Annotated in this window: 22 protein-coding genes and 1 tRNA gene; 17 read left to right on the top strand and 6 right to left on the bottom strand. The window is 55.4% G+C overall.

Going from position 1 to position 24,222, the window contains the following annotated elements:
• Window positions 1-410: 410 nt before the first annotated feature.
• Window positions 411-2,597 (top strand): catalase/peroxidase HPI, encoded by a 2,187-nt coding sequence (katG, locus tag PUV54_RS12020; protein WP_420797961.1) that lies wholly within the window; start codon window positions 411-413, stop codon window positions 2,595-2,597.
• A gap of 141 nt (window positions 2,598-2,738) precedes the next feature.
• Here the strand turns inward: katG and PUV54_RS12015 are convergent, their stop codons facing one another.
• The 3 genes from PUV54_RS12015 to paaI are packed head-to-tail and all read right to left on the bottom strand — an operon-like array spanning window position 2,739 to window position 5,172.
• Window positions 2,739-3,500, bottom strand: coding sequence for a hypothetical protein (locus PUV54_RS12015; protein WP_274492492.1), 762 nt, complete (start codon window positions 3,498-3,500; stop codon window positions 2,739-2,741).
• Between the two features lie 23 nt (window positions 3,501-3,523).
• On the bottom strand, window positions 3,524-4,726 hold the full coding sequence (gene pcaF / locus PUV54_RS12010; RefSeq protein ID WP_274492491.1) for a 3-oxoadipyl-CoA thiolase: 1,203 nt from the start codon (window positions 4,724-4,726) through the stop codon (window positions 3,524-3,526).
• Between the two features lie 2 nt (window positions 4,727-4,728).
• Window positions 4,729-5,172 (bottom strand): hydroxyphenylacetyl-CoA thioesterase PaaI, encoded by a 444-nt coding sequence (gene paaI / locus PUV54_RS12005; RefSeq protein WP_274492490.1) that lies wholly within the window; start codon window positions 5,170-5,172, stop codon window positions 4,729-4,731.
• Between the two features lie 119 nt (window positions 5,173-5,291).
• Between paaI and paaG the strand changes: the two genes are divergently transcribed.
• The 4 genes from paaG to PUV54_RS11985 are packed head-to-tail and all read left to right on the top strand — an operon-like array spanning window position 5,292 to window position 10,040.
• Window positions 5,292-6,083: a 2-(1,2-epoxy-1,2-dihydrophenyl)acetyl-CoA isomerase PaaG gene (gene paaG / locus PUV54_RS12000; RefSeq protein WP_274492488.1), complete on the top strand. Its 792-nt coding sequence runs from the start codon at window positions 5,292-5,294 to the stop codon at window positions 6,081-6,083.
• Window positions 6,084-6,121: 38 nt separating this feature from the next.
• On the top strand, window positions 6,122-8,152 hold the full coding sequence (gene paaZ, locus PUV54_RS11995) for a phenylacetic acid degradation bifunctional protein PaaZ (RefSeq protein ID WP_274492487.1): 2,031 nt from the start codon (window positions 6,122-6,124) through the stop codon (window positions 8,150-8,152).
• A 3-nt stretch (window positions 8,153-8,155) separates the two neighbouring features.
• Window positions 8,156-9,454, top strand: a complete 1,299-nt coding sequence (gene paaK / locus PUV54_RS11990) for a phenylacetate--CoA ligase PaaK (protein WP_274492486.1) — start codon at window positions 8,156-8,158, stop codon at window positions 9,452-9,454.
• Window position 9,455: 1 nt separating this feature from the next.
• Window positions 9,456-10,040: a TetR/AcrR family transcriptional regulator gene (locus PUV54_RS11985; protein ID WP_274492485.1), complete on the top strand. Its 585-nt coding sequence runs from the start codon at window positions 9,456-9,458 to the stop codon at window positions 10,038-10,040.
• A gap of 28 nt (window positions 10,041-10,068) precedes the next feature.
• Here the strand turns inward: PUV54_RS11985 and PUV54_RS11980 are convergent, their stop codons facing one another.
• A complete protein-coding gene (locus PUV54_RS11980; protein ID WP_274492484.1) occupies window positions 10,069-11,217 on the bottom strand; it encodes an acyl-CoA dehydrogenase family protein in 1,149 nt (382 codons plus the stop codon).
• 117 nt (window positions 11,218-11,334) lie between these two features.
• Between PUV54_RS11980 and PUV54_RS11975 the strand changes: the two genes are divergently transcribed.
• Genes PUV54_RS11975 through PUV54_RS11950 form a run of 6 tightly spaced genes read left to right on the top strand, consistent with a single transcriptional unit; the run spans window position 11,335 to window position 18,505 of the window.
• Window positions 11,335-12,933, top strand: coding sequence for an AMP-binding protein (locus PUV54_RS11975; protein WP_274492483.1), 1,599 nt, complete (start codon window positions 11,335-11,337; stop codon window positions 12,931-12,933).
• 24 nt (window positions 12,934-12,957) lie between these two features.
• Window positions 12,958-13,695 (top strand): SDR family NAD(P)-dependent oxidoreductase, encoded by a 738-nt coding sequence (locus PUV54_RS11970; protein WP_274492482.1) that lies wholly within the window; start codon window positions 12,958-12,960, stop codon window positions 13,693-13,695.
• A 34-nt stretch (window positions 13,696-13,729) separates the two neighbouring features.
• Window positions 13,730-14,539, top strand: coding sequence for an enoyl-CoA hydratase family protein (locus tag PUV54_RS11965; protein ID WP_274492481.1), 810 nt, complete (start codon window positions 13,730-13,732; stop codon window positions 14,537-14,539).
• 1 nt (window position 14,540) lies between these two features.
• Window positions 14,541-15,722 (top strand): acyl-CoA dehydrogenase family protein, encoded by a 1,182-nt coding sequence (locus PUV54_RS11960; RefSeq protein WP_274492480.1) that lies wholly within the window; start codon window positions 14,541-14,543, stop codon window positions 15,720-15,722.
• Window positions 15,719-16,117 carry a RidA family protein gene (locus tag PUV54_RS11955; protein ID WP_274492479.1) on the top strand — a complete coding sequence of 133 codons (399 nt, stop codon included), beginning with the start codon at window positions 15,719-15,721 and terminating at the stop codon, window positions 16,115-16,117. The genes PUV54_RS11960 and PUV54_RS11955 overlap by 4 nt, the downstream gene beginning before the upstream one ends.
• Before the next feature lie 18 nt (window positions 16,118-16,135).
• Entirely contained in the window at window positions 16,136-18,505 is a 2,370-nt protein-coding gene (locus PUV54_RS11950; RefSeq protein WP_274492477.1) for an oxidoreductase, read from the top strand.
• Here the strand turns inward: PUV54_RS11950 and PUV54_RS11945 are convergent.
• A complete protein-coding gene (locus PUV54_RS11945; RefSeq protein WP_274492476.1) occupies window positions 18,502-18,780 on the bottom strand; it encodes an Lrp/AsnC ligand binding domain-containing protein in 279 nt (92 codons plus the stop codon). The genes PUV54_RS11950 and PUV54_RS11945 overlap by 4 nt on opposite strands.
• 82 nt (window positions 18,781-18,862) lie before the next feature.
• Window positions 18,863-18,948: transfer RNA gene (locus PUV54_RS11940), tRNA-Tyr, on the bottom strand.
• Between the two features lie 159 nt (window positions 18,949-19,107).
• Here PUV54_RS11940 and rlmB point away from each other — a divergent pair.
• From rlmB to PUV54_RS11910, 6 genes are all read left to right on the top strand, one after another.
• Window positions 19,108-19,866 carry a 23S rRNA (guanosine(2251)-2'-O)-methyltransferase RlmB gene (gene rlmB / locus PUV54_RS11935; protein WP_274492475.1) on the top strand — a complete coding sequence of 253 codons (759 nt, stop codon included), beginning with the start codon at window positions 19,108-19,110 and terminating at the stop codon, window positions 19,864-19,866.
• 30 nt (window positions 19,867-19,896) lie between these two features.
• Complete coding sequence (locus PUV54_RS11930; protein ID WP_274492474.1) at window positions 19,897-20,523, top strand: glutathione S-transferase family protein; 627 nt, start codon at window positions 19,897-19,899, stop codon at window positions 20,521-20,523.
• A complete protein-coding gene (locus tag PUV54_RS11925; protein ID WP_274492473.1) occupies window positions 20,523-20,906 on the top strand; it encodes a GFA family protein in 384 nt (127 codons plus the stop codon). The genes PUV54_RS11930 and PUV54_RS11925 overlap by 1 nt, the downstream gene beginning before the upstream one ends.
• Window positions 20,907-20,912: 6 nt before the next feature.
• The gene (locus tag PUV54_RS11920; RefSeq protein WP_274492472.1) at window positions 20,913-21,572 is read left to right on the top strand and encodes an HAD-IA family hydrolase; all 660 of its coding nucleotides are present in this window, start codon (window positions 20,913-20,915) and stop codon (window positions 21,570-21,572) included.
• A gap of 3 nt (window positions 21,573-21,575) precedes the next feature.
• Window positions 21,576-22,103, top strand: a complete 528-nt coding sequence (locus tag PUV54_RS11915) for a hypothetical protein (RefSeq protein WP_274492471.1) — start codon at window positions 21,576-21,578, stop codon at window positions 22,101-22,103.
• Window positions 22,104-22,168: 65 nt separating this feature from the next.
• On the top strand, window positions 22,169-23,824 hold the full coding sequence (locus PUV54_RS11910; RefSeq protein WP_274492470.1) for an acyl-CoA dehydrogenase family protein: 1,656 nt from the start codon (window positions 22,169-22,171) through the stop codon (window positions 23,822-23,824).
• Window positions 23,825-24,222: the final 398 nt, after the last annotated feature.

Here is a 24,222-nt window from a genome sequence, read left to right as displayed (position 1 = left end):
CTTATTGCCGCTGCTGAAATCTATTTATTCAATACAGATTATCAAACTTATCTGTTTTACGGATAGCGTGAGCACAGGTACTTTTTGCCAATCAAAAGCTGCAATCGCTCGAACGAGCTACAGCGACAAGTGTTCTGAATTCAGTATCGGGATCGCCGAACTGGCGAAACCACAATTGCGTCACCTGAAATTCACCGGTCAAACAACATGGGAAGGAAAGCATGACACGTATTTCGAAACCTGCTCTGCTGATGACTTGCGGCCTATTCGCTCTCGGGATCGCCGCTTGTTCGCAAGGGGACAATACATCTGAAACGCAAAGCACATCCGAAACGCAAAACCCTGTGCAAAACGAACAGTCTGAAGCGGCGCCAGTAGAGACACAACCGGCTACAAACGAACAGAAAGCGATGCAGGCCGAATCCGCCGATCGGCAGATCGCAGCCGGCAAAGCAAAACCGAATTCATTCTGGTGGCCGGAGCAGCTCGATCTAAGCCAGCTTCGCCAGAACGAAGCCATGTCGAATCCGCTCGGCGAAGATTTCAATTACGCCGAAGAGTTCGCAAGCCTCGATCTTGACGCAGTGAAAGCCGATATCGAAGCCTTGATGACAGACTCGCAGGATTGGTGGCCAGCCGATTACGGACATTACGGGCCGTTTTTCATTCGCATGGCCTGGCACAGCGCAGGCACCTATCGCACCATTGACGGACGCGGCGGTGCAGGCGGCGGCCAACAACGCTTCGAACCGCTGAACAGTTGGCCTGACAACGCTAACCTGGACAAGGCGCGGCGTTTATTATGGCCGGTTAAAAAGAAATACGGCGAGAAGATTTCATGGGCCGACCTGATGGTGCTAACCGGTAATGTCGCACTCGAGTCCATGGGTTTTGAAACCTTTGGTTTCGCCGGCGGACGAGAGGACGACTGGCAGGCCGAACTCGTTTATTGGGGCCCGGAAGCGGAAATGCTTGGCCGCGACCGTCACGGCGGCAATAACGGCCCGCTCGAAAAACCGCTCGGCGCTTCGCAAATGGGTCTCATCTATGTGAACCCCGAAGGCCCGGGCGGAAACCCGGATCCCCTTGCGGCGGCGGAACGTATTCGCGAAACCTTCGGGCGCATGGCGATGAATGACGAGGAAACCGTCGCGCTCATCGCCGGCGGGCACACATTCGGCAAGGCCCACGGCGCACGCAGCCCGGAAGATTGCGTGGGCGCTGAACCGGCCGCTGAAGGCATCGAACAGCAAGGCGTCGGCTGGAATAACAAATGCGGCAAAGGCAACGCCGAAGACACAATCACGAGCGGCCTTGAAGGCGCATGGACATCAAGTCCGGCGGAATGGACTCACCAGTACTTGTCAAACCTTTATGCATTTGAGTGGAAACAAACAAAGAGCCCGGCTGGCGCAACACAATGGATACCGACAGAAGAAGCCGCGGCGAACCTTGTGCCCGACGCGCACTTGCCTGACGTTCGGCACGCGCCGATCATGTTCACAACAGATCTCGCGCTTAAGGAAGACCCTAAATACCGGGAAATCACCGAACGCTGGCTGGAGAACCCGGAAGAGTTCGAGGATGCGTTCGCCCGCGCATGGTTCAAACTGACCCACCGCGATATGGGACCGAGCGCCCGTTATATTGGCGCCGATGTTCCGAGCGAATCTTTGATTTGGCAGGACCCGGTTCCGGCAGTCGACCATCCGCTGATCAACAATGCCGATATTGCATCGCTAAAATCGGATATCCTGAACTCTGGTCTGTCCGTATCGGAACTGGTGCGCACAGCATGGGCTTCCGCCGCTTCGTTCCGGGATACGGATATGCGCGGCGGCGCCAATGGCGCGCGCATCCGGCTGGCGCCGCAAAAAGATTGGGCGGTGAATAATCCAGGTGAGCTTGCGGCGGCGCTGGAAACCCTGGAAGGCGTTCAGACCGCGTTCAACGAGGCGCAAACCGGCGGCAAACGAGTTTCGTTCGCTGATGTGATTGTTCTCGGCGGCGCGGCGGCGATCGAAAAGGCGGCGCAAGACGCCGGCCACAACATCACCGTGCCGTTCACGCCAGGGCGTACTGACGCGTCACAGGAGATGACCGATGCGGAAGCATTCGACGTGCTTGAACCATCGGCTGACGGTTTCCGCAACTATTATGGGAGCGATGCCGTCAAGTCTCCGTCAGAGTCACTGGTCGAGCGTGCTGACTTGTTGAGTTTGACCGTGCCTGAAATGACGGCGCTTGTCGGCGGCATGCGCGCTCTCGGCGCGAATGCTGACGGCACCGAACACGGCGTCTTTACCGATGCGCCTGGCGAACTCAGCAACGACTTTTTCGTCAACCTGATGGACATGTCGACAACATGGGCGCCATCTTCCGGCAATGATTACGTCTATGAAGGCCGGGACCGGCAGTCCAATGAATTGAAATGGACGGCGACGGAAGCCGATCTTGTCTTTGGTTCGAATGCGGAACTTCGCGCGGTCGCCGAGGTTTATGCTTTCGATGACGGCGAACAGAAATTCGTCAATGACTTCGTCGACGCCTGGACCAAAGTCATGAACCTTGACCGTTTCGATCGGGACAGATCGTAGCAAAGTTCCCTGTAGCGCCTGTAAATCAAAGCGCGCCTCAATGAGGCGTGCTGTAAAAAGGGAACGTTTATAAGCGCGATGGCGGTCTCTGATCGAAAGGTCAGAGACCGTTTATCAATAGAATAGGAGCGGTTTTGAGCCTTATCGTTCTTGCGTGACGCCCTCGTCCCCTATCGCTTCGACAAGCCGGTCGAGTTTCGCAAGGCCGCCTTCGGCCCGATACCGGGCAGTGATGACAACGCGGTCATCTTCAAACTTCACTGCTTCTATCGATTGATATTCAAAGCCTTCGGTAAAGAACGGATTTGGCGCGCGATAGAATTTTCGGTTCTTATCCAATTTGGCGATTTCAGAATTGATGACATTACGCGCCACGGTTTCCAGCGGCAGGTACCGCGCAACGCCTTCGCGTTCTTCAACTCTAAAATCCGCTAACCGCGCCTGCAGCTTGCCGTCCTCGATGTAAGGATCAAGCGTGATGTCTATTCGCCCTGCCGTGCGCCCAACGCGCCCCGGTTCGCCACGCCCGAACAGACCGCAGCTCCAGCGCTCATATTCGAGATCGAGAACAAAACGGATCGCATTTTCAGGAAACGAAATTTGCGGCTCGCCCGCGCCCCAGCGTTCGCCGCATCTTTCCTGATTGGTCGCCACCCAGTTTTCTAGATCGCGTTCCGTTTCATCGATAAATTTTGTAACGTCGGTGACCAGCGCAACGCTTAATTCATTTGTCTTAGGCGTATCGGCGTAAAGCGCAATATCGGCGACAACCCATCGCCCGCCAAGATTGACGTTTGTCGGCTCATTGTAAATTTCGAAGTAGCCGCTCGGCCCTTGCGCAAATGATGCGGTTGCAAGGACTGAAATCAAGAAAATAAAGCCGGTGGATAAGATAGTGCGCATGGCGTCCTCCCTGACGCCTATGATCACACTTTCTCGATGATGGACGCAATCCCCTGTCCGACGCCGATGCACATGGCGGCTAGCGCGTATTTGCCGCCGCGCTGGTGCAGTTCCTCCGTTGCCGTCAGAACGAGACGCGCGCCGGACATGCCAAGCGGGTGACCAAGGGCGATGGCGCCGCCATTGGGGTTCACGTGTTCCGCATCATCAGGCAGCCCGAGTTCGCGCAAGGTCGCAAGCGACTGCGAGGCGAATGCTTCATTAATTTCAATAATGTCCATGTCGTTCACGGAAAGAGCAGCCTTTGCCAACGCAGCCTTTGACGCTGGGGCTGGGCCAATGCCCATAATGCGGGGTGAAACGCCGACCACAGCGCCGGTGATAAAACGGGCTCGTGGGGTTAAACCGTATTTCTTGACCGCATCTTCCGAAGCCACAATCACGGCCGCCGCACCGTCATTGACGCCAGAAGCATTGCCAGCCGTAATGACGCCATCCTTTTTAACGAACGGTTTTAATGCGCTGAGCTTTTCCAAAGTCGTTTCACGTGGATGTTCATCGCGATCGACGATCTTCGGCTCGCCTTTGCGCTGCGGAACTTCAACGGAAACGATTTCTTTGGCGAGCCTTCCGTTTGCTTGCGCTTTCGCTGCGCGTTGTTGTGAACGCAGTGCGAATGCATCCTGATCTTCGCGCAAAACTCCAAAGTCTTCAGCAACATTCTCAGCCGTTTCCGGCATGGAATCGATGCCGTATTGCGCCTTCAGCACCGGGTTGACGAACCGCCAGCCGATTGTTGTGTCAAAGACTTCTGCATTGCGCGAAAACGCCGTTTCCGCCTTGCCCATCACGAAGGGCGCGCGCGACATCGATTCAACGCCGCCGGCGATAATGAATTCCGCCTCACCGGCCTTGATCGCCCGAGCAGCAATAGTGATCGCATCCATGCCGGAACCGCAAAGCCGGTTCACTGTCGCGCCGGGCGCCGTCTCACCAAGGCCTGATAGCAGCGCAGCCATACGCGCTACATTGCGGTTGTCTTCACCTGCCTGATTGGCGCAACCAAGGATAACGTCATCGAGAGCAGCCCAGTCGACTTTCTTATTCCGTTCCATCAGCGCACGGAGAGGAATTGCCGCCAGATCATCTGCCCGTACGGCGGCCAGCGCCCCGCCATAACGGCCAATGGGCGTTCTTACGCCATCACAGATAAATGCATCAGCCATTCTTATTTCTCCTCTTCGATTACAAGCCCGCCTGCGGTGCGAGATAATCCTTGAAAGATTGCAACCGCACGCCCGTCATCACCAGTAACTTTTACGGTGTAAATGCCTGTGCGACCTTCAGTGGCGTCCTTGCGTGCTTCAGCGGTTAGTCTTTCTCCGAGCTTGCCTGGTGACAAAAATGAAATTGACGCATGCTGTGCAAACGTAACTACATTTCGGGAATTACAAGCCCAGGCAAAAGCCGTATCCGCAAGTGCGAAGATCATTCCGCCATGGGCCGTGCCATGCCCATTCAACATATCCTTCCGCAAGCGCATGGAACAACGCGACCAGCCGGCGCCGGCCTCTTCCAGTTTAACGTCCCACGCCTTTGATGTGCCTTCCCTGGAATGAAGTCGTTCAGCAATTTTTCGTGCCAACTCATCATCGTCCGCATTTGCCTTCATTACCGCTCATCCGCTCTCATAATTGACCGACCGATCATTCAATTATAGTGTCCGCGTTAGTTGCGCAATCCAAACAGATGACAAACCCAGTGAAGGAGCGCCGTAAGGCGAAAACCTCTATGGCTTTTGAAACAATCCTCCTTGAAATTTCCAATGGCGCAGCGCGATTAACGCTCAACCGTCCGGATCGCCTGAACAGCTTTAACATCCAGATGCACGAAGAAGTGCAAGCGGCGTTGGACGAAATCGAAAATAATAAAGCAGTGCGAACGCTTCTACTTACAGGCGCTGGGCGTGGTTTCTGCGCGGGGCAGGACCTTTCCGATCGCGCTGTCGCGCCGGGAAGCGATGCAGTTGATCTCGGGGAGTCTGTCGAAAAGCGCTACAATCCGTTAATTCGCCGACTGACGTCTTTGCCCATGCCAGTCGTTTGCGCCGTCAACGGTGTTGCAGCTGGCGCCGGCACCAGCATTGCTTTTGCATGCGATATTGTGCTTGCAGCGAAGTCAGCGAAATTTGTGATGTCTTTCGCCAATATCGGCCTTGTGCCCGATAGCGGCGGTTCATGGGCGCTGCCAAGGCTTGCTGGACAAGCCAGGGCGCTTGGTCTTGCGCTCACAGGCGATCCGCTTCCGGCTGAAACTGCCGCGGACTGGGGCCTGATCTGGAAGTGTATTGAAGATGAATCGCTCGCCACGGAAACGGACGCGCTTGTCAAGAAATTCGCCTCCGCGCCGACACGCGGGCTTGCGGAAACGAAAAAACTGATCCGCACCGCCTTCATGCGTCGGCTCGACGAACAACTCGACCTTGAACGCGACAAGATGCGCGAGCTTGGCCGGTCTGACGACTACCGCGAAGGCGTCGACGCCTTCATGAACAAGCGCAAGCCGGAATTCAAAGGTCACTAGAAAAAACCGGCAAGTCAAGGAATTTAGGGAGACCCGGAATGTCCGTTATAACTTTAAAAAACTACGCGCTTGGAGAGTGGAAAGAAGGCAAAGGAAACCTTGTTTCCATTCCTTCAGCGGTCACTGGCGAAACTATCGCCAAAACCGGCTCGGGCGGACTCGATTTCAACGCCATGACGGAATATGCGCGAGATATCGGCGGGCCCGCTTTACGCAAGATGACGTTCATGGAACGCGCCGCAATGGTGAAGGCGCTCGGCCTTGCCGTGATGGAGCGTAAGGAAGAGCTTTATGCCCTCAATCATCACACCGGCGCGACGCGCAAAGATGGCTGGATCGATATAGACGGCGGCGCCGGTACGTTTTTAGGAGTCGCTTCAAAGTCAAAACGCGAACTCCCCGACGATACAATAATTCTCGACGGGCCGGTAGAGCAGATTTCAAAGAACGGGACGTTCATGGCGCAGCATGTTTACACATCGCGTCGGGGTGTCGCCGTGCATATTAACGCCTTCAACTTTCCCGTTTGGGGCATGATGGAAAAATTGGCGCCTACGCTGATCGCCGGCATGCCAGCCATCGTCAAACCCGCGACAGCAACCGCATACCTTGCTGAAGCCGCTTTCCGTATGCTGATCGAAGCCGGCCTTCTGCCCGACGGCGCCGTACAGCTCATTGTTGGTTCAACGGGAGATCTGCTCGACCATCTGAACGGTCAGGATGTGGTTTCCTTTACGGGTTCCGCTTCCACCGCATCGAAGCTGAAAGCCCATCCGGCGATCATCCGCGAAAGCGTGCGCTTTGTGGCCGAGCAGGATTCCCTCAACGCCTCCATGCTGGGGCCTGACGCTACAGAGGACAGCCCGGAATTCGAGCTTTTTGTCAAAGAAGTCGTGAGGGAAATGACCGTGAAAGCCGGTCAGAAGTGTACGGCCATTCGCCGCGCGCTGGTTCCGGCGACGCTGATGGACGCGGCGGAAAAAGCGATTTCAGAAAAACTCGCCAAAACAACGCTTGGCGATCCGTCATTGGAAGACGTGCGTATGGGCGCCCTCGTCTCCCAATCGCAACGGGACGACGTGCGCGAGAAAGTCTCGGCGCTCGTAGGTGAAGCGACGATCGTTTTCGGCGATCCGGCGACAGCCTCGATCATCGGCGACGATGCACAACAAGGCGCCTTTGTTTCCCCGGTGCTCCTGCGCTGCGACAGCCCAAGAGAAGCAAAGGCTGTGCATGAGGTCGAAGCGTTCGGCCCGGTTTCAACCTTGATGCCTTACGCGGATTTCGAGGATGCGGTCAATCTTTGCAATCGCGGAGGCGGCTCGCTCGTCATGTCACTCTTTACTTATGATCCCTTGATCGCGCGGGAAGTCGTGGCGAACAGCGGCGCGTTTCACGGACGCATCGCCATCATCAATCGCGACAGCGCCAAGGAATCCACCGGGCACGGTTCGCCCTTGCCAATGCTGGTGCATGGCGGGCCGGGACGCGCCGGCGGCGGTGAAGAACTTGGCGGCGTGCGCGGCGTCAAACACTATATGCAGCGCACCGCCGTACAGGGTTCGCCCGAGATTCTTGCTAGCGTCACTAATTCCTGGGTGAAAGACGCGAGCGTCGAAGATAAAGCCCCGCATCCCTTCCGGTACAAATTCGGCGAGCTTGAAATCGGCAAGACCATCGTCACTGAGCCGCGCACCATCAGCCTCCATGACATCGAACATTTCGCCGATTTCACTGGCGATAATTTCTACGCCCATATGGACGAAGAAGCCGCGCAAGCTAACCCATTCTTCCCTGGCCGCGTCGCCCACGGCTATCTTATTCTTTCCTTCGCCGCGGGCCTCTTCGTCGACCCGGCGCCGGGCCCCGTGCTCGCCAATTACGGCCTTGATGAATTGCGCTTCTTAACACCCGCCTCGCCCGGCGATGCGATTAAAGTACGCCTCACCGCGAAGTCCAAGAAAAAACGCAATGATGAATATGGCGAAGTCAGATGGGATGTTCTCGTTACGAACCAGAATGATGAAGCCGTCGCCACCTATACGCTCCTCACCATGAATGCGATCTAGGCGATGGCAGCGCCCGGTTACACGTCCCTGCTAGATGACGGCGAAAAGCTTTCTCGCGACGCCCTCGCCGCGCTGCAGCTTGAGCGCTTGCAGACAACGCTTTCGCACGCCTATCAAAACACGCCGCATTATAAACTCGTATTCGACAAAGCGGGCGTAACGCCGGCCGATTTGAAATCGTTTGCAGACCTCGCAAAGTTTCCGTTTACAACAAAAGATCATTTGCGGGAAAATTATCCGTTCGGCTTCTTTGCGGTTCCGCGAGAAGACGTTGTTCGCATTCATGCCTCTTCCGGCACCACCGGCAAGCCGACTGTCGTAGGGTACACAAAACGCGACATCGAAACATGGAGTTCCGTCGTCGCACGTTCTATTCGCGCCGCCGGCGGGCGTCCCGGCATGAAAGTGCATGTCTCCTATGGCTACGGATTATTCACCGGCGGGCTTGGCGCGCATTACGGGGCGGAAGCGCTCGGTTGCACCGTCATCCCCGTGAGCAGTGGTCAGACTGAAAAACAGGTGCAGTTGATCCGCGACTTCGAGCCGGAAATTATCATGGTGACGCCCAGCTACATGCTGGCGATCCTCGATGAATTCCGCCGACAAGGCGCCGATCCGCGCAAGAGCTCGCTTAAAATAGGCATCTTCGGCGCGGAGCCCTGGACTGAAGCCATGCGCCGCGAAATCGAAGAAGCCTTTGGTATTGACGCCGTCGATATTTATGGTCTTTCGGAAGTCATCGGGCCGGGCGTAGCCAATGAATGCGTCGAGACGAAAGACGGATTGACCATCTGGGAAGATCATTTCTATCCCGAGGTCATCGACCCTGAAACCAGCGCGGTTCTCCCGGACGGCGAAAAAGGAGAACTTGTCTTTACGTCACTCACGAAGGAAGCAATGCCGATCATTCGCTACCGCACGCGAGACTTAACGCGGCTGCTTCCCGGCACAGCTCGCACGATGCGAAGGATGGAAAAAGTAACAGGCCGAAATGACGATATGTTGATTATCCGCGGCGTCAATGTGTTCCCGTCGCAGATTGAAGAGCAAATTTTGAAAGTGCCCGCGCTATCGCCTCATTACCTTTTGGAAGTATCGCGGCCCGACCGCATGGACGAGCTTAAAGTTCTGGTCGAACGCCGGGAAGGCGCTGCAGAAACAGATATGGCGGCAGCCGTAAAAGAGTTGAAACATCATATCAAAACTATCATCGGCGTTACCGCCACCATCGAAATCGCGCCGCCGGAAGGGCTCGCGCGCTCTTTAGGCAAAGCATTGCGCATTCGGGACTTGAGGAAGTAAGATGGCGCGCACCCAGGCTGCTGACTATGACGCGAAGCGAGAAGCGATAACCGACGCCGCCGCAAAACTTTTTGCTGAGAAAGGCTTCGCTGGCGCATCCGTTTCCGATCTTGCTGAACGGTGTGCAGTCTCAAAATCGCTGATTTATCATTACTACGCGTCGAAAGAAGCGATTCTATTCGATGTCATGAAAGAGCATATCGATGATTTGCTGGGCGTTACCGAAACACGCAACGGCATACTAGGCAACCCTCAACAAGAAATTCACGCACTCACGAAAGAATTGTTGCAGCACTATGTTGGCGCTGCTGACCGGCAGAAAGTATTGCTTTACGAACTTTCATCACTGCCCGCAGAAAACCAAACCGATATTAAGTCAAAGCAGCGCAGGATTATCGCCCATGTTGAAAGCCTAATTGGCGCGGCCAAACCTGAACTGGCAAAAAACAAAGCGCGCCTCAGCGCGAAAACGATGCTTTTTTTCGGCATGCTCAACTGGACGCATACATGGTTTAAAGCAAAAGGCGGTATCACACGCGACGAGTTGGCGGAGATGGCGGCGGAAACCATACTCGGCGCTCTTTAGAACTCGTATCGCCGACCTTAATCATTACCTATGACAACTTTTTAATTATCTCTCTTGCCACAATAAGCTGCTGTATTTGCGATGTGCCTTCGTAAATCCGGAACAAGCGAACGTCGCGATACAGTCGTTCGACAGCGTATTCGGAGATATAACCTGCGCCGCCATGGACTTGAACTGCGCGGTCCGCGACGCGGCCGACCATTTCAGACGCAAAGAGTTTTGTCGCGGCCACATCCATCACCACATTTTCACCGGCGTCCCTTTTGCGCGCCGTTTCAAGAACCAGGGACTTAGCCGCCAGCATTTCCGTTTGGCTGTCCGCTATCATCGCCTGTATCAATTGAAACTCCGACACTTTCTGCTCGAATTGTTTCCGGTTTGTCGAAAACGAAACCATTTCTTCGATCAGGCGGCCTGCAACGCCAACGCACAAAGCAGAAATATGTAATCGTCCTTTGTCGAGCACCTTCATGGCTGTGCGAAAGCCATTACCTTCAACACCTCCCAACAAAGCCGAAGACGGTACGCGGCAGTCATCGAAAATGACGTCGCATGTAGTCGTGCCGTGCTGTCCCATTTTCTTGTCAGGCTTGCCAAGTTTGATGCCGGGCGTATCTGCGCCGACCAGAAAACAGGAGATGGAATCGGCTTTACGCTCTGGCGCCGTGCGCGCCATAAGTGTAAAGAGGTGGGCACGTGGCGCGTTGGTGATGTAACGTTTGACGCCGTTAATGATATAGTCGTCGCCGTCTTTTATCGCTTTTGTCTGCACGGCGATCGCATCTGAGCCCACATCAGGTTCGGTCAGGGCGAAGGAGCCGATGATTTCACCGGCCGCAAGCTTCGGCAGGTAATGCTGTTTCTGCTCATCTGTGCCGCCAAAGACAATCGCCTGCGACCCGATGCCGAGATTAGTGCCGAAAACGGAACGAAACGCTGGCGAAGCGCGCCCCATTTCAAAAACGAATCGGCACTCTTCCTCCATGTTAAGACCGAGGCCGCCATAGTCTTCGCTGATAGTGAGCCCGAACAGGCCGAGTTCGCGCATTTCGTCGACAATTTCCGTCGGCATCGAATCAGTGCGATCAACTTCTCCCTCAAGCGGGCGTAGACGTTCCTCGACAAAACGCCGAGCTGTTGTCAGCAATAATTCAAAGCTTTCCGCATCCATGCTCATAGTCGGCCCCGTCGTATTTACCTAAATTTACCACTCTCGAAAAACATCAGCGAACATGTCATTGTTCGCTAACTATAATGAATATCGGCCAACCTTTTCGCAACGCACAATAGCACAATGAAAAAACCTCTGACGGCGCACCAGGATACATTCGTACGTGAGAATCTTCCTGAGTCGTCACTTTTACCGGATTTCCTGTTCGAAATTCCTGAACTGCAGTTTCCTGAAAAACTTAATGCATCTGTTCTTCTCGACCAGGCCGTTGCTTCTGGTAACGGAGCAAAAGATGCAGTCTTATGGGAGAGCGGGAGATGGAGCTACAACGAGCTACTAGCCCAGGTCAGTCGAGTTGCTGACTTTCTTTCAACGAGAATGAATTTCGTTCCTGGCAATCGTGTCCTAATTCACGGGCCAAACTCGCCGATGTTACTGGCGATATGGTGGGGCGTGTTGCGCGCTGGCGGCGTCGCCGTCACTACCATGCCGCTCTTACGCGCTACAGAACTTGAGACTATCATCGATAAAGCGGAAATCAGCCATGCCTTTATCGATGCGCGCCTTGAAGACGTATTTGATGCAGCCGCGAACAGCTCTGCGTTTATGCACCAGAAGCAAAGATTCAATGACGGGATACTTGAACGTAAACTTGAGGCGGCCAAAGACTTTGTCGAACCTGTCGCCACAGCAGGCGACGACCCGGCGCTGATCGCATTCACTTCGGGTACAACAGGCATGCCGAAGGGTTGCGTTCATTTTCATCGCGATGTTCTCGCCATGGCAGAAACTTTCTCACGCCGTATCGTACAGCCGAAGGCGGATGATGTGTTTTGCGGCACGCCGCCTTTCGCTTTCACATTCGGCCTTGGCGCATCAGTCGTCTTTCCCGCGGCCTGCGGCGCGGCGACGGCGCTCACCAGCGGGTCCGGCGTTGAGCCCTTGCTAGACGCCATAGAACGCCATCACGTGACAACGTTATTCACGGCCCCCACCGCTTATCGCGGCATGATGAGCCTGCCCGCAACGCATTTTAAATCGTTGCACACCTGCGTCTCTGCCGGCGAGCATTTACCACAGGCGACGTCGGACGGCTGGCATGAACTCACGGGTATCAGACCGATCGACGGCATCGGCGCGACGGAGATGATCCACATCTTTATTTCCGCCGCAGGCGGCGACATCAAACCCGGTTCAACCGGCCGTGCTGTTCCGGGATATCAGGCACAAATCGTCGATGACGATATGAACCCGGTTCCCCATGGAGAAGTAGGCCGGCTTGCTGTGCGGGGTCCCACCGGCTGCCGCTACCTCGCCGATGAACGGCAGGCCAACTACGTCAAAGACGGATGGAATCTGACTGGCGACCTATTTCATCAGGACAAAGACGGTTATTTCTGGTATGTATCGCGCGCCGACGACATGATCATATCATCAGGATACAACATTGCGGCGCCGGAAGTTGAAAACGCGCTCCTTTCTCACCCTGATGTCGTCGAGACAGCTGTTATCGGCATTCAGGATGTCGAGCGTGGACAAATTTGCAAGGCCTTTGTGGTGCTGGATACAAAGAAAGAAGCAAGTGAGGAGAAGAAGCTTGAACTCCAGGCGCATGTGAAAGAAACCATTGCACCTTATAAATATCCTCGTGAGATTGAATTCGTCGCCGAATTACCGAAAACCCATACGGGAAAACTGCAGCGATATAAACTGAAAAACTAGATTGAACTTTGGTCAAAAATATCGATGAACAAGCGAAACAAAAGAATATTCATCACAGGTGGAGGCTCAGGCATCGGACTGTCAATAGCGCAAAGCTTTTCCAAAGCTGAGTATGATGTGACCATAGGCGGCCGCAATGAAGAACGGCTAAAAAGTTCGGGCTTTCCTTATGCGGTCGTTAACGTTGCTGATGAAACATCCACGGTAAACGCTGTAAAGGAAGTCGGCCCCGTAGATATTCTTATCGCAAATGCAGGCATCGCGCATACAAAACCAGCTCTGAAGACGTCTCTTGAAGACTGGAATCGTCTCGTCGCAACGAATCTGACGGGCGTCTTTTTAAGCGCGCGCTCTTTTGCGCCGGCCATGGTGAAAAACAAATGGGGCCGGATTATAGTCATCGCATCAACAGCGTCTTTACGCGCTTATCCATATGCCTCCGCGTACACTGCTTCAAAACATGGCGTGTTAGGCTTGGTCAAAGCGCTGGCGTTGGAATTGGCCAAAACCGGCGTCACAGTAAATGCGATTTGTCCGGGCTTTACAGATACGCCAATGTTTAAAGCGTCGGTGCGAAACATTGTTGAAAAAACGGGACGCTCAACGGAGGAAGCCGCTGCGGCGCTGTTAAAAGACCAGCCTATGGGACGCCTGATTGAGCCCGATGAAATCGCTGACGCGGCGCTATGGCTCGCCAGTGAATCAGGGCGCACGGTCAATGGACAAGCGATCGCCATTGACGGCGGTGAGACCATGCGGTGATACAGAAACCAACGCACATAGATAAGGGCGCAAGATGAACCCCGAAACGTTCTCTCCCAAACATTTTCTCTGGTCCTTTCAGGATGGTGTCGCGCGCGTGGCGCTGAACCGACCTGAACGCAAAAACCCCCTCACCTTTGAGTCCTACGCCGAGCTACGCGACATGTTTCGCGAGCTTGTGTATGTAAAAGAGGTCAAAGTTGTCGTGTTCGGTAGTGAAGGCGGTAACTTTTGTTCCGGCGGCGATGTTCACGACATCATCGGTCCGCTAACGAAAAAAAACATGTCGGGTCTTCTCGACTTTACCCGCATGACGGGCGATCTGGTCAAAGCCATGCGCACCTGTCCACAGCCTATTATCGCCGCTGTCGACGGCGTGAGCGTTGGCGCCGGCGCAATTATCTCAATGGCGTCAGACATTCGTTACGCCGCACCAGAAACTAAGACGGCCTTCCTATTCAACCGGGTGGGTCTTGCGGGTTGCGATATGGGCGCGTGCGCAATACTCCCGCGCATCATTGGCCACGGCCGCGCCAGCGAGGTATTGTTTTTCGGGCGCAGTTTCAGCGCGCAGGAAGGGCTCGATTGGGGCTTTTTCAATGCGGTTATGCCAGCAGAAGAACTGGAGGCCCACGCCATGAAAATGGCTGCGAAGCTGGCGGCGGGGCCGACTTTCGCCAACGGGATTACGAAGAATCAGCTAAACATGGAATGGAGCATGAGCATCGACATGGCGATAGAGGCCGAAGCACAGGCGCAGGCCATCTGCATGCAAACGAAAGACTTCCTCCGTGCCTATGACGCTTTCGCCGCCAAGGAAAAGCCGGCGTTCGAAGGCGACTGAAATGACGGATCAGGAATTTCTCGACTGGCCTTTTTTCAAGGATCGCCACCGCGAGCTTGCCCGCGCGCTCGATGCATGGGCGGCGAAAACGCTACCAGGCATCGTTGATGCGCCGGGCGCTCATGAGAATGTTGACGATACTTGTCGTACACTGGTTGCCGCGCTTGGTGAGGGCGGCTGGCTAAAATATTGCACGCCTGATGCTTATGGCGGCGCGCTGGAAATGCTGGACGTGCGCTCACTCGCCCTCATTCGCGAAACACTAGCTCGTCATTCGGGCCTTGCCGATTTCGCTTTCGCCATGCAAGGGCTCGGCTCTGGCGCCATCAGTCTTTTTGGCTCGGAAGATTTGAAATCCGCCTATCTTCCTAAAGTCGCTTCCGGCGAAAAAATCGCGGCTTTTGCACTGTCAGAACCCGACGCCGGATCCGATGCCGCCGCCATGACGGCATCGTTACGTCCCGCAGCAAACGGTTATGAAGCCCATGGTGAAAAAACCTGGATTTCCAATGGCGGCATCGCCGATTTTTACACACTTTTCGCTCGTACCGGCGAGGGATCGCGCGGCGTAACCGCTGTTGTCATCGACGCTGACAATCCAGGTCTTTCCATAGCCGAACGCATCGATGTTATCGCGCCGCACCCGCTGGCGCGCCTTAAATTTGATGGCGCGAAAATTCCCGGTGCCGCGCGGATCGGCGAAGAAGGCCAAGGCTTCAAGATTGCGCTGGCGACGCTCGATGTTTTTCGCACGACCGTCGGTGCGGCAGCGCTTGGACTGGCGCGTCGCGCGCTCGATGAAGCGACAGGCCGCGCGGTGGGGCGTAAAATGTTCGGTTCGACGCTCGCCAATATGCCGATCGCGCAAGAACGCATTGCAGAAATGGCGCTCGACATCGATGCCTCGGCATTGCTGGTTTACCGCTCCGCCTGGGTGAAGGACGTTCAAAAACGCCGCGTAACAAAGGAAGCCGCGATGGCGAAGCTTTACGCCACGGATCGCTCGCAGAGCGTTATCGACAAAGCCGTGCAATTGTTCGGCGGGCTCGGCGTTAAGAAAGGCGTCAAAGTCGAAGAACTCTATCGCGATATTCGCGCCCTGCGCATCTATGAAGGTGCATCAGAAGTGCAAAAGCTCGTCATTGCGCGGCAACATCTGGAATTATTCGGGGAAAAGTTATGAGACAGACCCTGCAACCTGAAGGTTGGCCCCGCCCCAAGGGCTACGCCAATGGCATAGCCGCAGAAGGGCGCATGGTGTTCACCGCAGGGGTCGTCGGCTGGAATTCGCGTGAAGAGTTCGAGCATGATACGCTCTCCGGCCAGTTTCGCCAGGCGCTTGAAAACATCAAGGAGATCCTCAAGGAAGGCGACGCGGTTCCAGATCATATTGTCCGAATGACCTGTTATGTGTCGTCATGCGCGGAATACAACAACAGCATCAAAGAGATTGGCGAAGCGTGGCGAGAAGTCTTCGGCAAGGTTTTCCCTTGCATGGCTGTGCTGGAGGTATCGAGATTTGTAGAACCGAAAGCGAAGGTTGAAATTGAAACCACAGCAGTCGTTCCTGAAGGATAATGCGAGGATAGCGGCTTCATGAAGATTACGGTTATCGGCGGCGGTCCGGGCGGACTTTATTTCGCGCTTTTGACAAAAAAGCGTCTGCCGGATTGTGAAATCGACGTCTTTGAGCAAAACCGGGCCGACGACACGTTCGGATTCGGCGTTGTCTTTTCAGATGAAACCCTTGATGAGTTTTTAAGCGCCGACCCGGAATCCTATGACGATATCAGGAACAATTTCGCTTACTGGACCGACATCGCCATCGTACGTGAAGGGACGCGCACGATTGTCGGCGGCAACGGTTTCGCCGGATGCTCGCGCAAAACCCTGCTGCAATTACTACAGAATAGGTGCGAAGCGGTTGGCGTTAATCTGCATTTTTCTGAAACTGTCGCACTTAACGACATCGAAAAGCGATTCTCAGATTCTGACATTGTCGTAGTCGCTCAAGGGGTAAACAGCCCGATCCGCGAAAAATACGACGCCGATTTCGGAGCACGTATCGAGGAGACGCGGAATAAATTCTGCTGGATGGGCTCGACGCGCCCGCTGGACGCATTCACATTCTTCTTTCGCAAAACCGAATACGGCCCTTTTTGCGCGCATACCTATCAATATGAAAAGGGCCGCTCCACATGGGTTCTTGAAACAACGCCCGAATGCTGGACCGCATCCGGACTTGACCGAATGGACGAGGCCGAAAGCGCGCGATTTCTTGAAACTGTTTTTGCTGAAGATCTGCAGGGCCACTCACTCATCACTAACAAATCGCTTTGGCGAAGCTTTCCGACCATTCGTTGCGGCAATTGGAACCACAAAAACATGGTTCTCCTCGGCGACGCCAAGGCGACGGCGCACTGGTCAATTGGCTCCGGTACGAAGCTCGCCATGGAATGCGCAAGCTCGCTTTCTGACGCCGTAGTCACCCATGCGCCGGATGTGAACGCAGCCTTTGCCGCCTATGAAACAGAACGCCGCACGCCTGTCGAAATCACCCAGCACAATGCGCAGGTTTCATTGCGCTGGTTTGAAGACATGGGTTTGCACTGGAACAAGGAGCGTTATGAATTCGCATTTTCGCTGATGTCTAGGGCGAAGTCGCTTACTTGGGATAATATTGGATTGCGTGACGCGGCTTTCCTCGAAAAAGTCGAGAGCGAATTCTACGATCGCTATGAGCGTTGCGACGGCCCGGCGGTGCATAAAGACCGTCCGACGCCCATGTTCACGCCCTATGATTTGCGAGGCATGACGGTACAAAACCGCGTGGTGGTTGCGCCCATGGCGCAGTATTCCGCCGTCGAAGGCGATGTTACCGGCTGGCACTTTTCACACTACACAAATTTCGCACGCGGGGGCGCGGGGCTCGTCTTTGTGGAAATGACCTGCCCGACGCCGGATGCGCGCATCACGCCTGGCTGCACAGGACTTTGGAGCGATAAACAGGAACAGGACTGGAAACACATTGTCGATTTCATTCATGAAACGACGTCGTCAAAGGTCGCGCTACAACTCGGTCATGCCGGTCGAAAGGGTTCGACAAAAACACCAAATGCGGATGAAAAAGGGCGAATGGATATCCCCTTGGATGACAGCAATTGGCCGATCTACTCAGCTTCCCCAATCCCCTATTTTACAGATATTTCCCAGACGCCAGTTGAAATGGATCGCGCCAAAATGGACGCGATCATCGAAGACTTTGTTGCGTCAGCCAAGCGTGGCGCTCGGGCCGGCTTTGACATGCTGGAATTGCATTGCGCCCATGGCTATCTGCTGGCGAGTTTTCTTTCACCACTAACCAATCAGCGCAAAGATAAATATGGCGGCGATGCGCTTTCCCGCGCGCGCTACCCCCTCGAGATGTTTGAGGCGCTTCGCGCCGCGTGGCCCGAAGATCGGCCCATGTCCGTGCGCCTGTCTTCCAGCGACTGGGCGGAAGGAGGCATGACACTCGACGATCTGCAAGTCATCGCGCAAAGTTTCAAGGATGCTGGCGTCGATATTATCCACGCCTCGTCAGGACAGACGGTGCCGTGGCAAAAACCCGTCTACGGCCGCATGTGGCAAACGCCTTTCGCCGAGTTCATCAAGCAAAAGATTGGCATACCGACCATTGCAGTGGGCGACATTACCTTGCTTGAACAAGTGAATGCGATCGTCGCCGCATCGCGCGCCGATCTTTGCGCTCTCGGACGGCCCCATCTTAATAACCCGTTTTTCACCCGGCAAGCAGCAGGACATTACGGCGTCAAACACATCGCCGGCGAGGCACTGGGATGGCCGGCGCAACTGCAATCAGGCGAATATCAACTCTACCGTGAGGCGGAAAAATTGAACGAAAAAGCGCTGGACCTCGCAATCAAGGCGCGCCCGAACCGGCGCCATTATCAGTGTGCTGATTAATTTTCGCTACCATCGCCTTTAAATCCCTGGTCCTTCGAAAATGTATTGAATGCGATGATTGTCTTAGTATCGACAATGTCCGGCACCTGATGCAGAGTCTCATTCACAAAACGACCGATATCGAGAGTATTATCGACGCTGAAATGCGCAATTAAATCATACTCGCCTGAGATAGAAAAAATCGAAGGGCACGGATCTACCTTTTCCACGACGTCAGCGGCGACGTCGTACGCTTTTCCAAGCTTGCATTTAATGAAAACAAAGAATGTGCGCATGACGCATGCCTCAGATCTAAATAATTTCTTTTCTGGTATGTACTTCCTATCGGGAAGCGAAAGCAAACCCGCAGAGACAAGGTGGTGGAGGGGGGTGGATTCGAACCACCGTACGCATACGCGGGCAGATTTACAGTCTGCTGGATTTAACCACTCTCCCACCCCTCCACGAGGACCGCAAAGCGGACAGAACAGAGCGAAATCGCCTGCTCTCCCGCCGGGAGAACGGCGTCTATAACCGCGCCGGACGGCCTTCGCAACCGGTCGCCGGGGCGCAAGCCCCAATTTGTTGTTTCCTGAAGGAAAAGAACCGGCTAGGCCAGGCCCATGGGTGATAAACGACGCGAAAAACACAAAAACCCGCCGCACCAGCCGGTTTGGATTTACGGCCGTCATGCGGTCGCGGCGGCGCTGGCCAACCCGGCGCGGAAAATCCGCCGCGTCGCGGCGACAAAAAACGCCCGCGACTGGCTTGAAAAGCATGGCGCCGACCCCGCCGTTACGGCCAAGTTTGAAGATTTGCGCCCGGACGCCATCGATCGGCTTGTGCACGCTGGCGCTGTCCATCAAGGGATCGCCGCGCAAGTCGACGACCTGCCGCGCGCCCGGCTGAAAGACGCCTGCTCGCCTACAGAATTTGGACGGCCGGTTATGGTTCTCGACCAGATTACCGATCCGCAGAATATTGGTGCGATTTTCAGATCCGCCGCCGCATTCGGCGCCCGCGCGGTGATCGTGCAGGACCGGAAAACGCCGCCCCTCTCGGGCGCGCTCGCCAAGGCCGCCGCCGGCGCCATTGAAACCTTGCCATGCATACGCGTGGTCAATATCGCTCGTGCGCTCGATGGGTTGCAGGGTCTCGGTTATTTTTGCGCTGGCTTGGCTGGTGAAGCGAAAAACGATATCGCCGCCCTGCCCAGTCAACCGCTGGCGCTGGTTATGGGCGCCGAAGGCGCCGGCCTGCGCAAGCTTGTGGCTGAAACCTGTGACGGTCTTTTCCGCATTCCCATCGCGGCGGGCGTTGAAAGTCTTAACGTCTCCAACGCCGCCGCGATTTCTTTGTACGAAGCCGCGCGCCCGCGTTAGGCTGCAGAAAACAACATCAAGGAGCCGGTTATGGCGAAACCTGTCCTCTATCATATGCCGCAGACGCGCGGCGGCACGACCATGTGGATGAATGAAGAACTTGGCGGCGTCTGCGACGTCAAGCTGATCAACATGAAGGCGGGCGAGCAAAAGCAGCCTGACTTTCTCAAAATCAATCCCATGGGAAAAATCCCGGCGCTGGTGCATGGCGGCGTTGCGGTGACGGAGGCGGCGGCGATTTGCGCCTATCTGGCCGATGCTTTCCCTCAAGCGAACCTCGCGCCCGCGGCAAACGATCCGAAACGCGGCGCGTATTTCCGCTGGATGTTCTTTGCGCCGAGCTGCATCGAACCGATGATGCTCGACAAGTTCGCTGACATTAAACGCGAGAACACAGCGGCTGTCGGGTTCGGAACCGAGGCCGATGTCTTGAACGCCATCAAAGCCGCTATTGGCGATGGCCCGTTTCTATTAGGCGAAAAATTCACAGCCGCCGACGTTGTCTTCGGTTCGACGTTGAATTTCGCCATGATGTTCGGCGCGATTGAGAAAACCGAGCCTTTTGCATCGTATACAGAGCGATTGATGAGCCGCCCCGCCGTCAAGCGCGCCATGGAGAAAAACGGCCAATATATGAAAGAACTAGGCCTCGAATAATGGCGGATATACTTCATAAGGGCGGCTGCCAGTGCGGCAAGGTGCGTTTTGAGGCAACGGGCACGCCCAAATTCGTCGGCAATTGCCATTGCGCCTCGTGCCGCAAGGCGACCGGCGCCGTTTATTCGACGTTTATTGGATTTGAAGCGCGTCAAGTGCGTTGGGTAAAGGAGACGCCCGCATATCACGCAAGTTCGCCCGGCGTGAAACGCGGGTTTTGCCCTGATTGCGGCACGCCTCTGACCTATGCCGGCGAAAAATGGCCGGGCGAAACGCATATTTTGATCGGCGCGTTTGACGATCCGGAAAACTACCCGCCTCAAGGTGAGGTATTTACCGGCGAGGCTCTGCCGTTCGCCTATGAACGACCAACGAAGAATTGAGTTCCAATGAAATTCGAGGCAGTCATTTTCGACTTCGGCGGCGTTTTCACCACGTCGCCTGTTCAGAATTTCGCCGTCTTCGAACGCGCGCATGACTTGCCCGAAAGGTTTATCGGCGAAGTCATCAAAACCAACATGCATGACAACGCCTGGGCGAAATTCGAGCGCGCGGAAATCGATATCGAAACTTTCGATAGCGCCTTCGCCGACGAAACACGCGGCGCCGGTTTTGAAATTCGCGGGCGCACGCTCGTTTCGCTTTTGTCGCTGACATTCAATCACGACATGATTGAGGCTCTCGAACGAGTGAAACAGGCTGGATACAAAACGGGCTGCATTACCAACAACCTGCCGAAGCTCGATTCCAAAGGCATGCTGGCGCCCGATGAAAAGAAAGAAATTGTCGAACGCATTAACGCCAATTTCGACCATATAATTGAGTCGTCGAAGGCGGGCGTCAGAAAGCCCGAACCGCGTATTTATGAAATGATGTGCAACGCGCTTCATGTTGAACCGCCAGCCTGCATTTTTCTGGACGATCTCGGGGTCAACCTGAAACCGGCGAAAGCCATGGGCATGACGACCATCAAGGTCCCGTTCGGCGATGTACGGCCGGCGATAGATGAACTCTCGCAACATCTGGGTTTAGCGTTTTCGGGTGACTGAGCCGTGTCTTTGCAACATGAACTCACCACAGCGCTTGAGGCGTTCGACGGAAAAGCCGTTACCCTGCTTTCCGAAACTGCAGCGGTCCATTCCGCGAGACGCGGATATATAAACGCGCTGATGTTGCTTGCACGACATCAAAATGAAAACGTTTCTTCAGGCGCGACATGGCTTGTCAAAGACCACCTCGATAATGGCGGGCGCCTGACGAAGGCGCAAACTGAAAAATTCGCTGTTGTCTGCTCGCTCGCAAATGGCTGGCAAGCGGCCCTGCATCTTTGCCAGTCTATCGCCATGCTTTCCTTCACGCTCGATGATGCAGAAAAAACAGCAGCATTCGTAAAGCCGCTGCTCACGCACAAGCGTCCGTTTTTGCGGGCATGGTCGCTTGATGCTTTATGCGCTCTTGCTGACCAACATAACAAATTTAATGCCCAGGCCGAGAAGGCGCTGAACGCCGCGTCGCAAGACCCGTCTGCGTCGGTTAAAGCTCGCGCACGGAACATCGCGAAAATGCGGGGCGGTAAATAAAGCCCGCCGTATTTCTGCTGCATGGAAGCATTTTCGAAGCAGCCAGCTTGGGATAAGCTGCATGTATGACTCATCACCGCCCCCTCGCCGATCTTGAAACCCATGACGTGGCGAACCAGCCGCCGCCATGTGAAGACGTCAATCTTTTCGAAACCGACAGGGCGCTGAAAAACGCCGTCGAAAAAAACGGCGGCGCGGCGCATAGTGAACACCTTGCCGCTTTCGGTGCGCGCTGCGGCTCGGCGGAGGTCTTTGAATGGGCGCGTCAGGCGAACAAAAATCCGCCGCAACTGAAAAGCTTCGACCGTTACGGCCATCGCCTCGACGAGGTGGAGTTTCATCCGGCCTATCATCAACTGATGGACCTCGGCCTTTCTGCCGGCGTTTCCGGCGCCGCCTGGACCGCCAAAGAAGCCGGGCATGTGCTTCATTCGGCGCTGCTGTATTTGATGGGTCAGGCAGATGGCGGCGTCTGTTGCCCCATGTCCATGACCTACGCCGTTGTGCCCGCCTTGCGCCATGCGCCGGATGTGGCGATGGAATGGGCCCCGCGCGTCACCGCCCATGCTTACGATCCGCGATTTATTCCGGCTGCGGACAAAAAAGCCGCCACCATGGGCATGGCCATGACGGAAAAACAGGGCGGGTCTGACATTCGCGCCAATACGACTGTCGCCGCGCATATCGTTGATGACGAATATGAATTGACCGGGCACAAATGGTTCTGCTCCGCGCCTATGTGCGACGCGTTTTTGACGCTGGCGCAGACGGAAGCGGGTGTTACCTGTTTTATTGTGCCGCGCTGGCGCCCGGACGGCACGCGCAACGCGTTTCACATCATGCGGCTGAAAGACAAGCTCGGCGACCGCTCCAACGCGTCTTCTGAAATCGAATACCACGGCGCGTATGCGCGGCGAGTCGGCGAGGAAGGCCGCGGCGTTCGCACCATTATCGACATGGTGCAGCATACGCGGCTTGACTGCATCGTCGGCTCCGCCGGCGGCATGCGCGGCGCCGTGCGTGAAGCGATGTGGCATGCGGCGCACCGAACGGCGTTTCAGAAAAAACTGATTGATCAGCCGGCCATGACCAACGTCCTCGCCGATCTCGCGCTTGAAGCCGAAGCCGCAACCGCTCTCGCCTTTCGCATTGCGCGCAGTTTTGACGCCGCAACGGATGACGAAGCTGAGGCCGCATTCATGCGGCTGGCGACGCCCATCGCCAAATACTGGATCTGCAAGCGCCAGCCGGGTGTCGTTTATGAAGCGCTCGAGTGTCACGGCGGCGCGGGCTTCGTCGAAGAAAGCCCCATGCCACGCATGTTCCGCGGCGCGCCGCTGAACGCCATCTGGGAAGGGTCCGGCAATGTCATCGCGCTCGACATATTGCGCGCCATTGGCCGCGAACCGGCGAGCCTTGAGGCCGTGCGCGCGGAAATCGCCGCCGCGCGCGACGCCAATGCTCATCTCGACGCGCATATCACTGCACTTGAACGCTGGTTCAAACCGGGCGCGCTTAACGAAGGAACCGCACGGGCCTTCGCCGAGGACATGGCGCTCGCGCTGCAGGCTGCGGCGCTTCTCAAAACCGCGCCGGGCGAAGTCTTCGACGGCTTCTGCAATGCGCGGCTCGACCCGCAACACAAATCGCTCGCCTTTGGTGCTGTCACCGCCAACATCAATGCGCGCGCCATTGTTGAACGGGCCTCGCCCGTTGCATAAAAGTGTTGCGTGAGGGGCGCGTCTCGCCTCTTCGCTTTGGCGTGACGCAAGGCCCGCAGCCGATTATTGTACAAAACACCGCCAAGAATTTTGTACAAATTTTTTCCCTGATGAATTCCGTATGCGCGCGCAAATGCGGCACGTGCTTTCGCACGTTCCGGCATGACAGTGCTGACGATATAAAATTTCATGAGCGGCATCATAAAGCCGCCCGCAAACGCGGGGATAACCTTCCACCAAAGGCGGGTTTGATGAAGATTTTCATCAAATACGTTGTAATTTTCAGGTGGCTCCTCGCCTTTGACGTGTACGGAGCTTCACCGGTCGAGCCGCGATTTGAGCAATCCAACCCATTTCATTAATCCCGCTCTAATTCCGGCGCTTTAATTTCAAATCGT

Origin of the sequence: Hyphococcus flavus (assembly GCF_028748065.1) — a bacterium.
GTDB lineage: Bacteria > Pseudomonadota > Alphaproteobacteria > Caulobacterales > Parvularculaceae > Hyphococcus > Hyphococcus flavus.
This window is presented reverse-complemented; position numbering and strand designations above follow the sequence as displayed.

Bases quoted from the DNA above. Each gene is read 5' to 3' on its own strand.
- PUV54_RS11985 (WP_274492485.1), top strand. From the start codon at position 9,456: ATGGCGCGCACCCAGGCTGCTGACTATGACGCGAAGCGAGAAGCGATA.
- PUV54_RS11955 (WP_274492479.1), top strand. From the start codon at position 15,719: ATGAGACAGACCCTGCAACCTGAAGGTTGGCCCCGCCCCAAGGGCTAC.
- PUV54_RS11975 (WP_274492483.1), top strand. From the start codon at position 11,335: ATGAAAAAACCTCTGACGGCGCACCAGGATACATTCGTACGTGAGAAT.
- PUV54_RS11910 (WP_274492470.1), top strand. From the start codon at position 22,169: ATGACTCATCACCGCCCCCTCGCCGATCTTGAAACCCATGACGTGGCG.
- PUV54_RS11950 (WP_274492477.1), top strand. From the start codon at position 16,136: ATGAAGATTACGGTTATCGGCGGCGGTCCGGGCGGACTTTATTTCGCG.
- PUV54_RS11960 (WP_274492480.1), top strand. From the start codon at position 14,541: ATGACGGATCAGGAATTTCTCGACTGGCCTTTTTTCAAGGATCGCCAC.
- PUV54_RS11925 (WP_274492473.1), top strand. From the start codon at position 20,523: ATGGCGGATATACTTCATAAGGGCGGCTGCCAGTGCGGCAAGGTGCGT.
- PUV54_RS11945 (WP_274492476.1), bottom strand. From the start codon at position 18,780: ATGCGCACATTCTTTGTTTTCATTAAATGCAAGCTTGGAAAAGCGTAC.
- PUV54_RS11930 (WP_274492474.1), top strand. From the start codon at position 19,897: ATGGCGAAACCTGTCCTCTATCATATGCCGCAGACGCGCGGCGGCACG.
- paaK (WP_274492486.1), top strand. From the start codon at position 8,156: ATGGCAGCGCCCGGTTACACGTCCCTGCTAGATGACGGCGAAAAGCTT.
- paaZ (WP_274492487.1), top strand. From the start codon at position 6,122: ATGTCCGTTATAACTTTAAAAAACTACGCGCTTGGAGAGTGGAAAGAA.
- rlmB (WP_274492475.1), top strand. From the start codon at position 19,108: ATGGGTGATAAACGACGCGAAAAACACAAAAACCCGCCGCACCAGCCG.
- PUV54_RS11965 (WP_274492481.1), top strand. From the start codon at position 13,730: ATGAACCCCGAAACGTTCTCTCCCAAACATTTTCTCTGGTCCTTTCAG.
- paaI (WP_274492490.1), bottom strand. From the start codon at position 5,172: ATGAAGGCAAATGCGGACGATGATGAGTTGGCACGAAAAATTGCTGAA.
- paaG (WP_274492488.1), top strand. From the start codon at position 5,292: ATGGCTTTTGAAACAATCCTCCTTGAAATTTCCAATGGCGCAGCGCGA.
- PUV54_RS11970 (WP_274492482.1), top strand. From the start codon at position 12,958: ATGAACAAGCGAAACAAAAGAATATTCATCACAGGTGGAGGCTCAGGC.
- PUV54_RS12015 (WP_274492492.1), bottom strand. From the start codon at position 3,500: ATGCGCACTATCTTATCCACCGGCTTTATTTTCTTGATTTCAGTCCTT.
- katG (WP_420797961.1), top strand. From the start codon at position 411: ATGCAGGCCGAATCCGCCGATCGGCAGATCGCAGCCGGCAAAGCAAAA.
- pcaF (WP_274492491.1), bottom strand. From the start codon at position 4,726: ATGGCTGATGCATTTATCTGTGATGGCGTAAGAACGCCCATTGGCCGT.
- PUV54_RS11980 (WP_274492484.1), bottom strand. From the start codon at position 11,217: ATGAGCATGGATGCGGAAAGCTTTGAATTATTGCTGACAACAGCTCGG.
- PUV54_RS11920 (WP_274492472.1), top strand. From the start codon at position 20,913: ATGAAATTCGAGGCAGTCATTTTCGACTTCGGCGGCGTTTTCACCACG.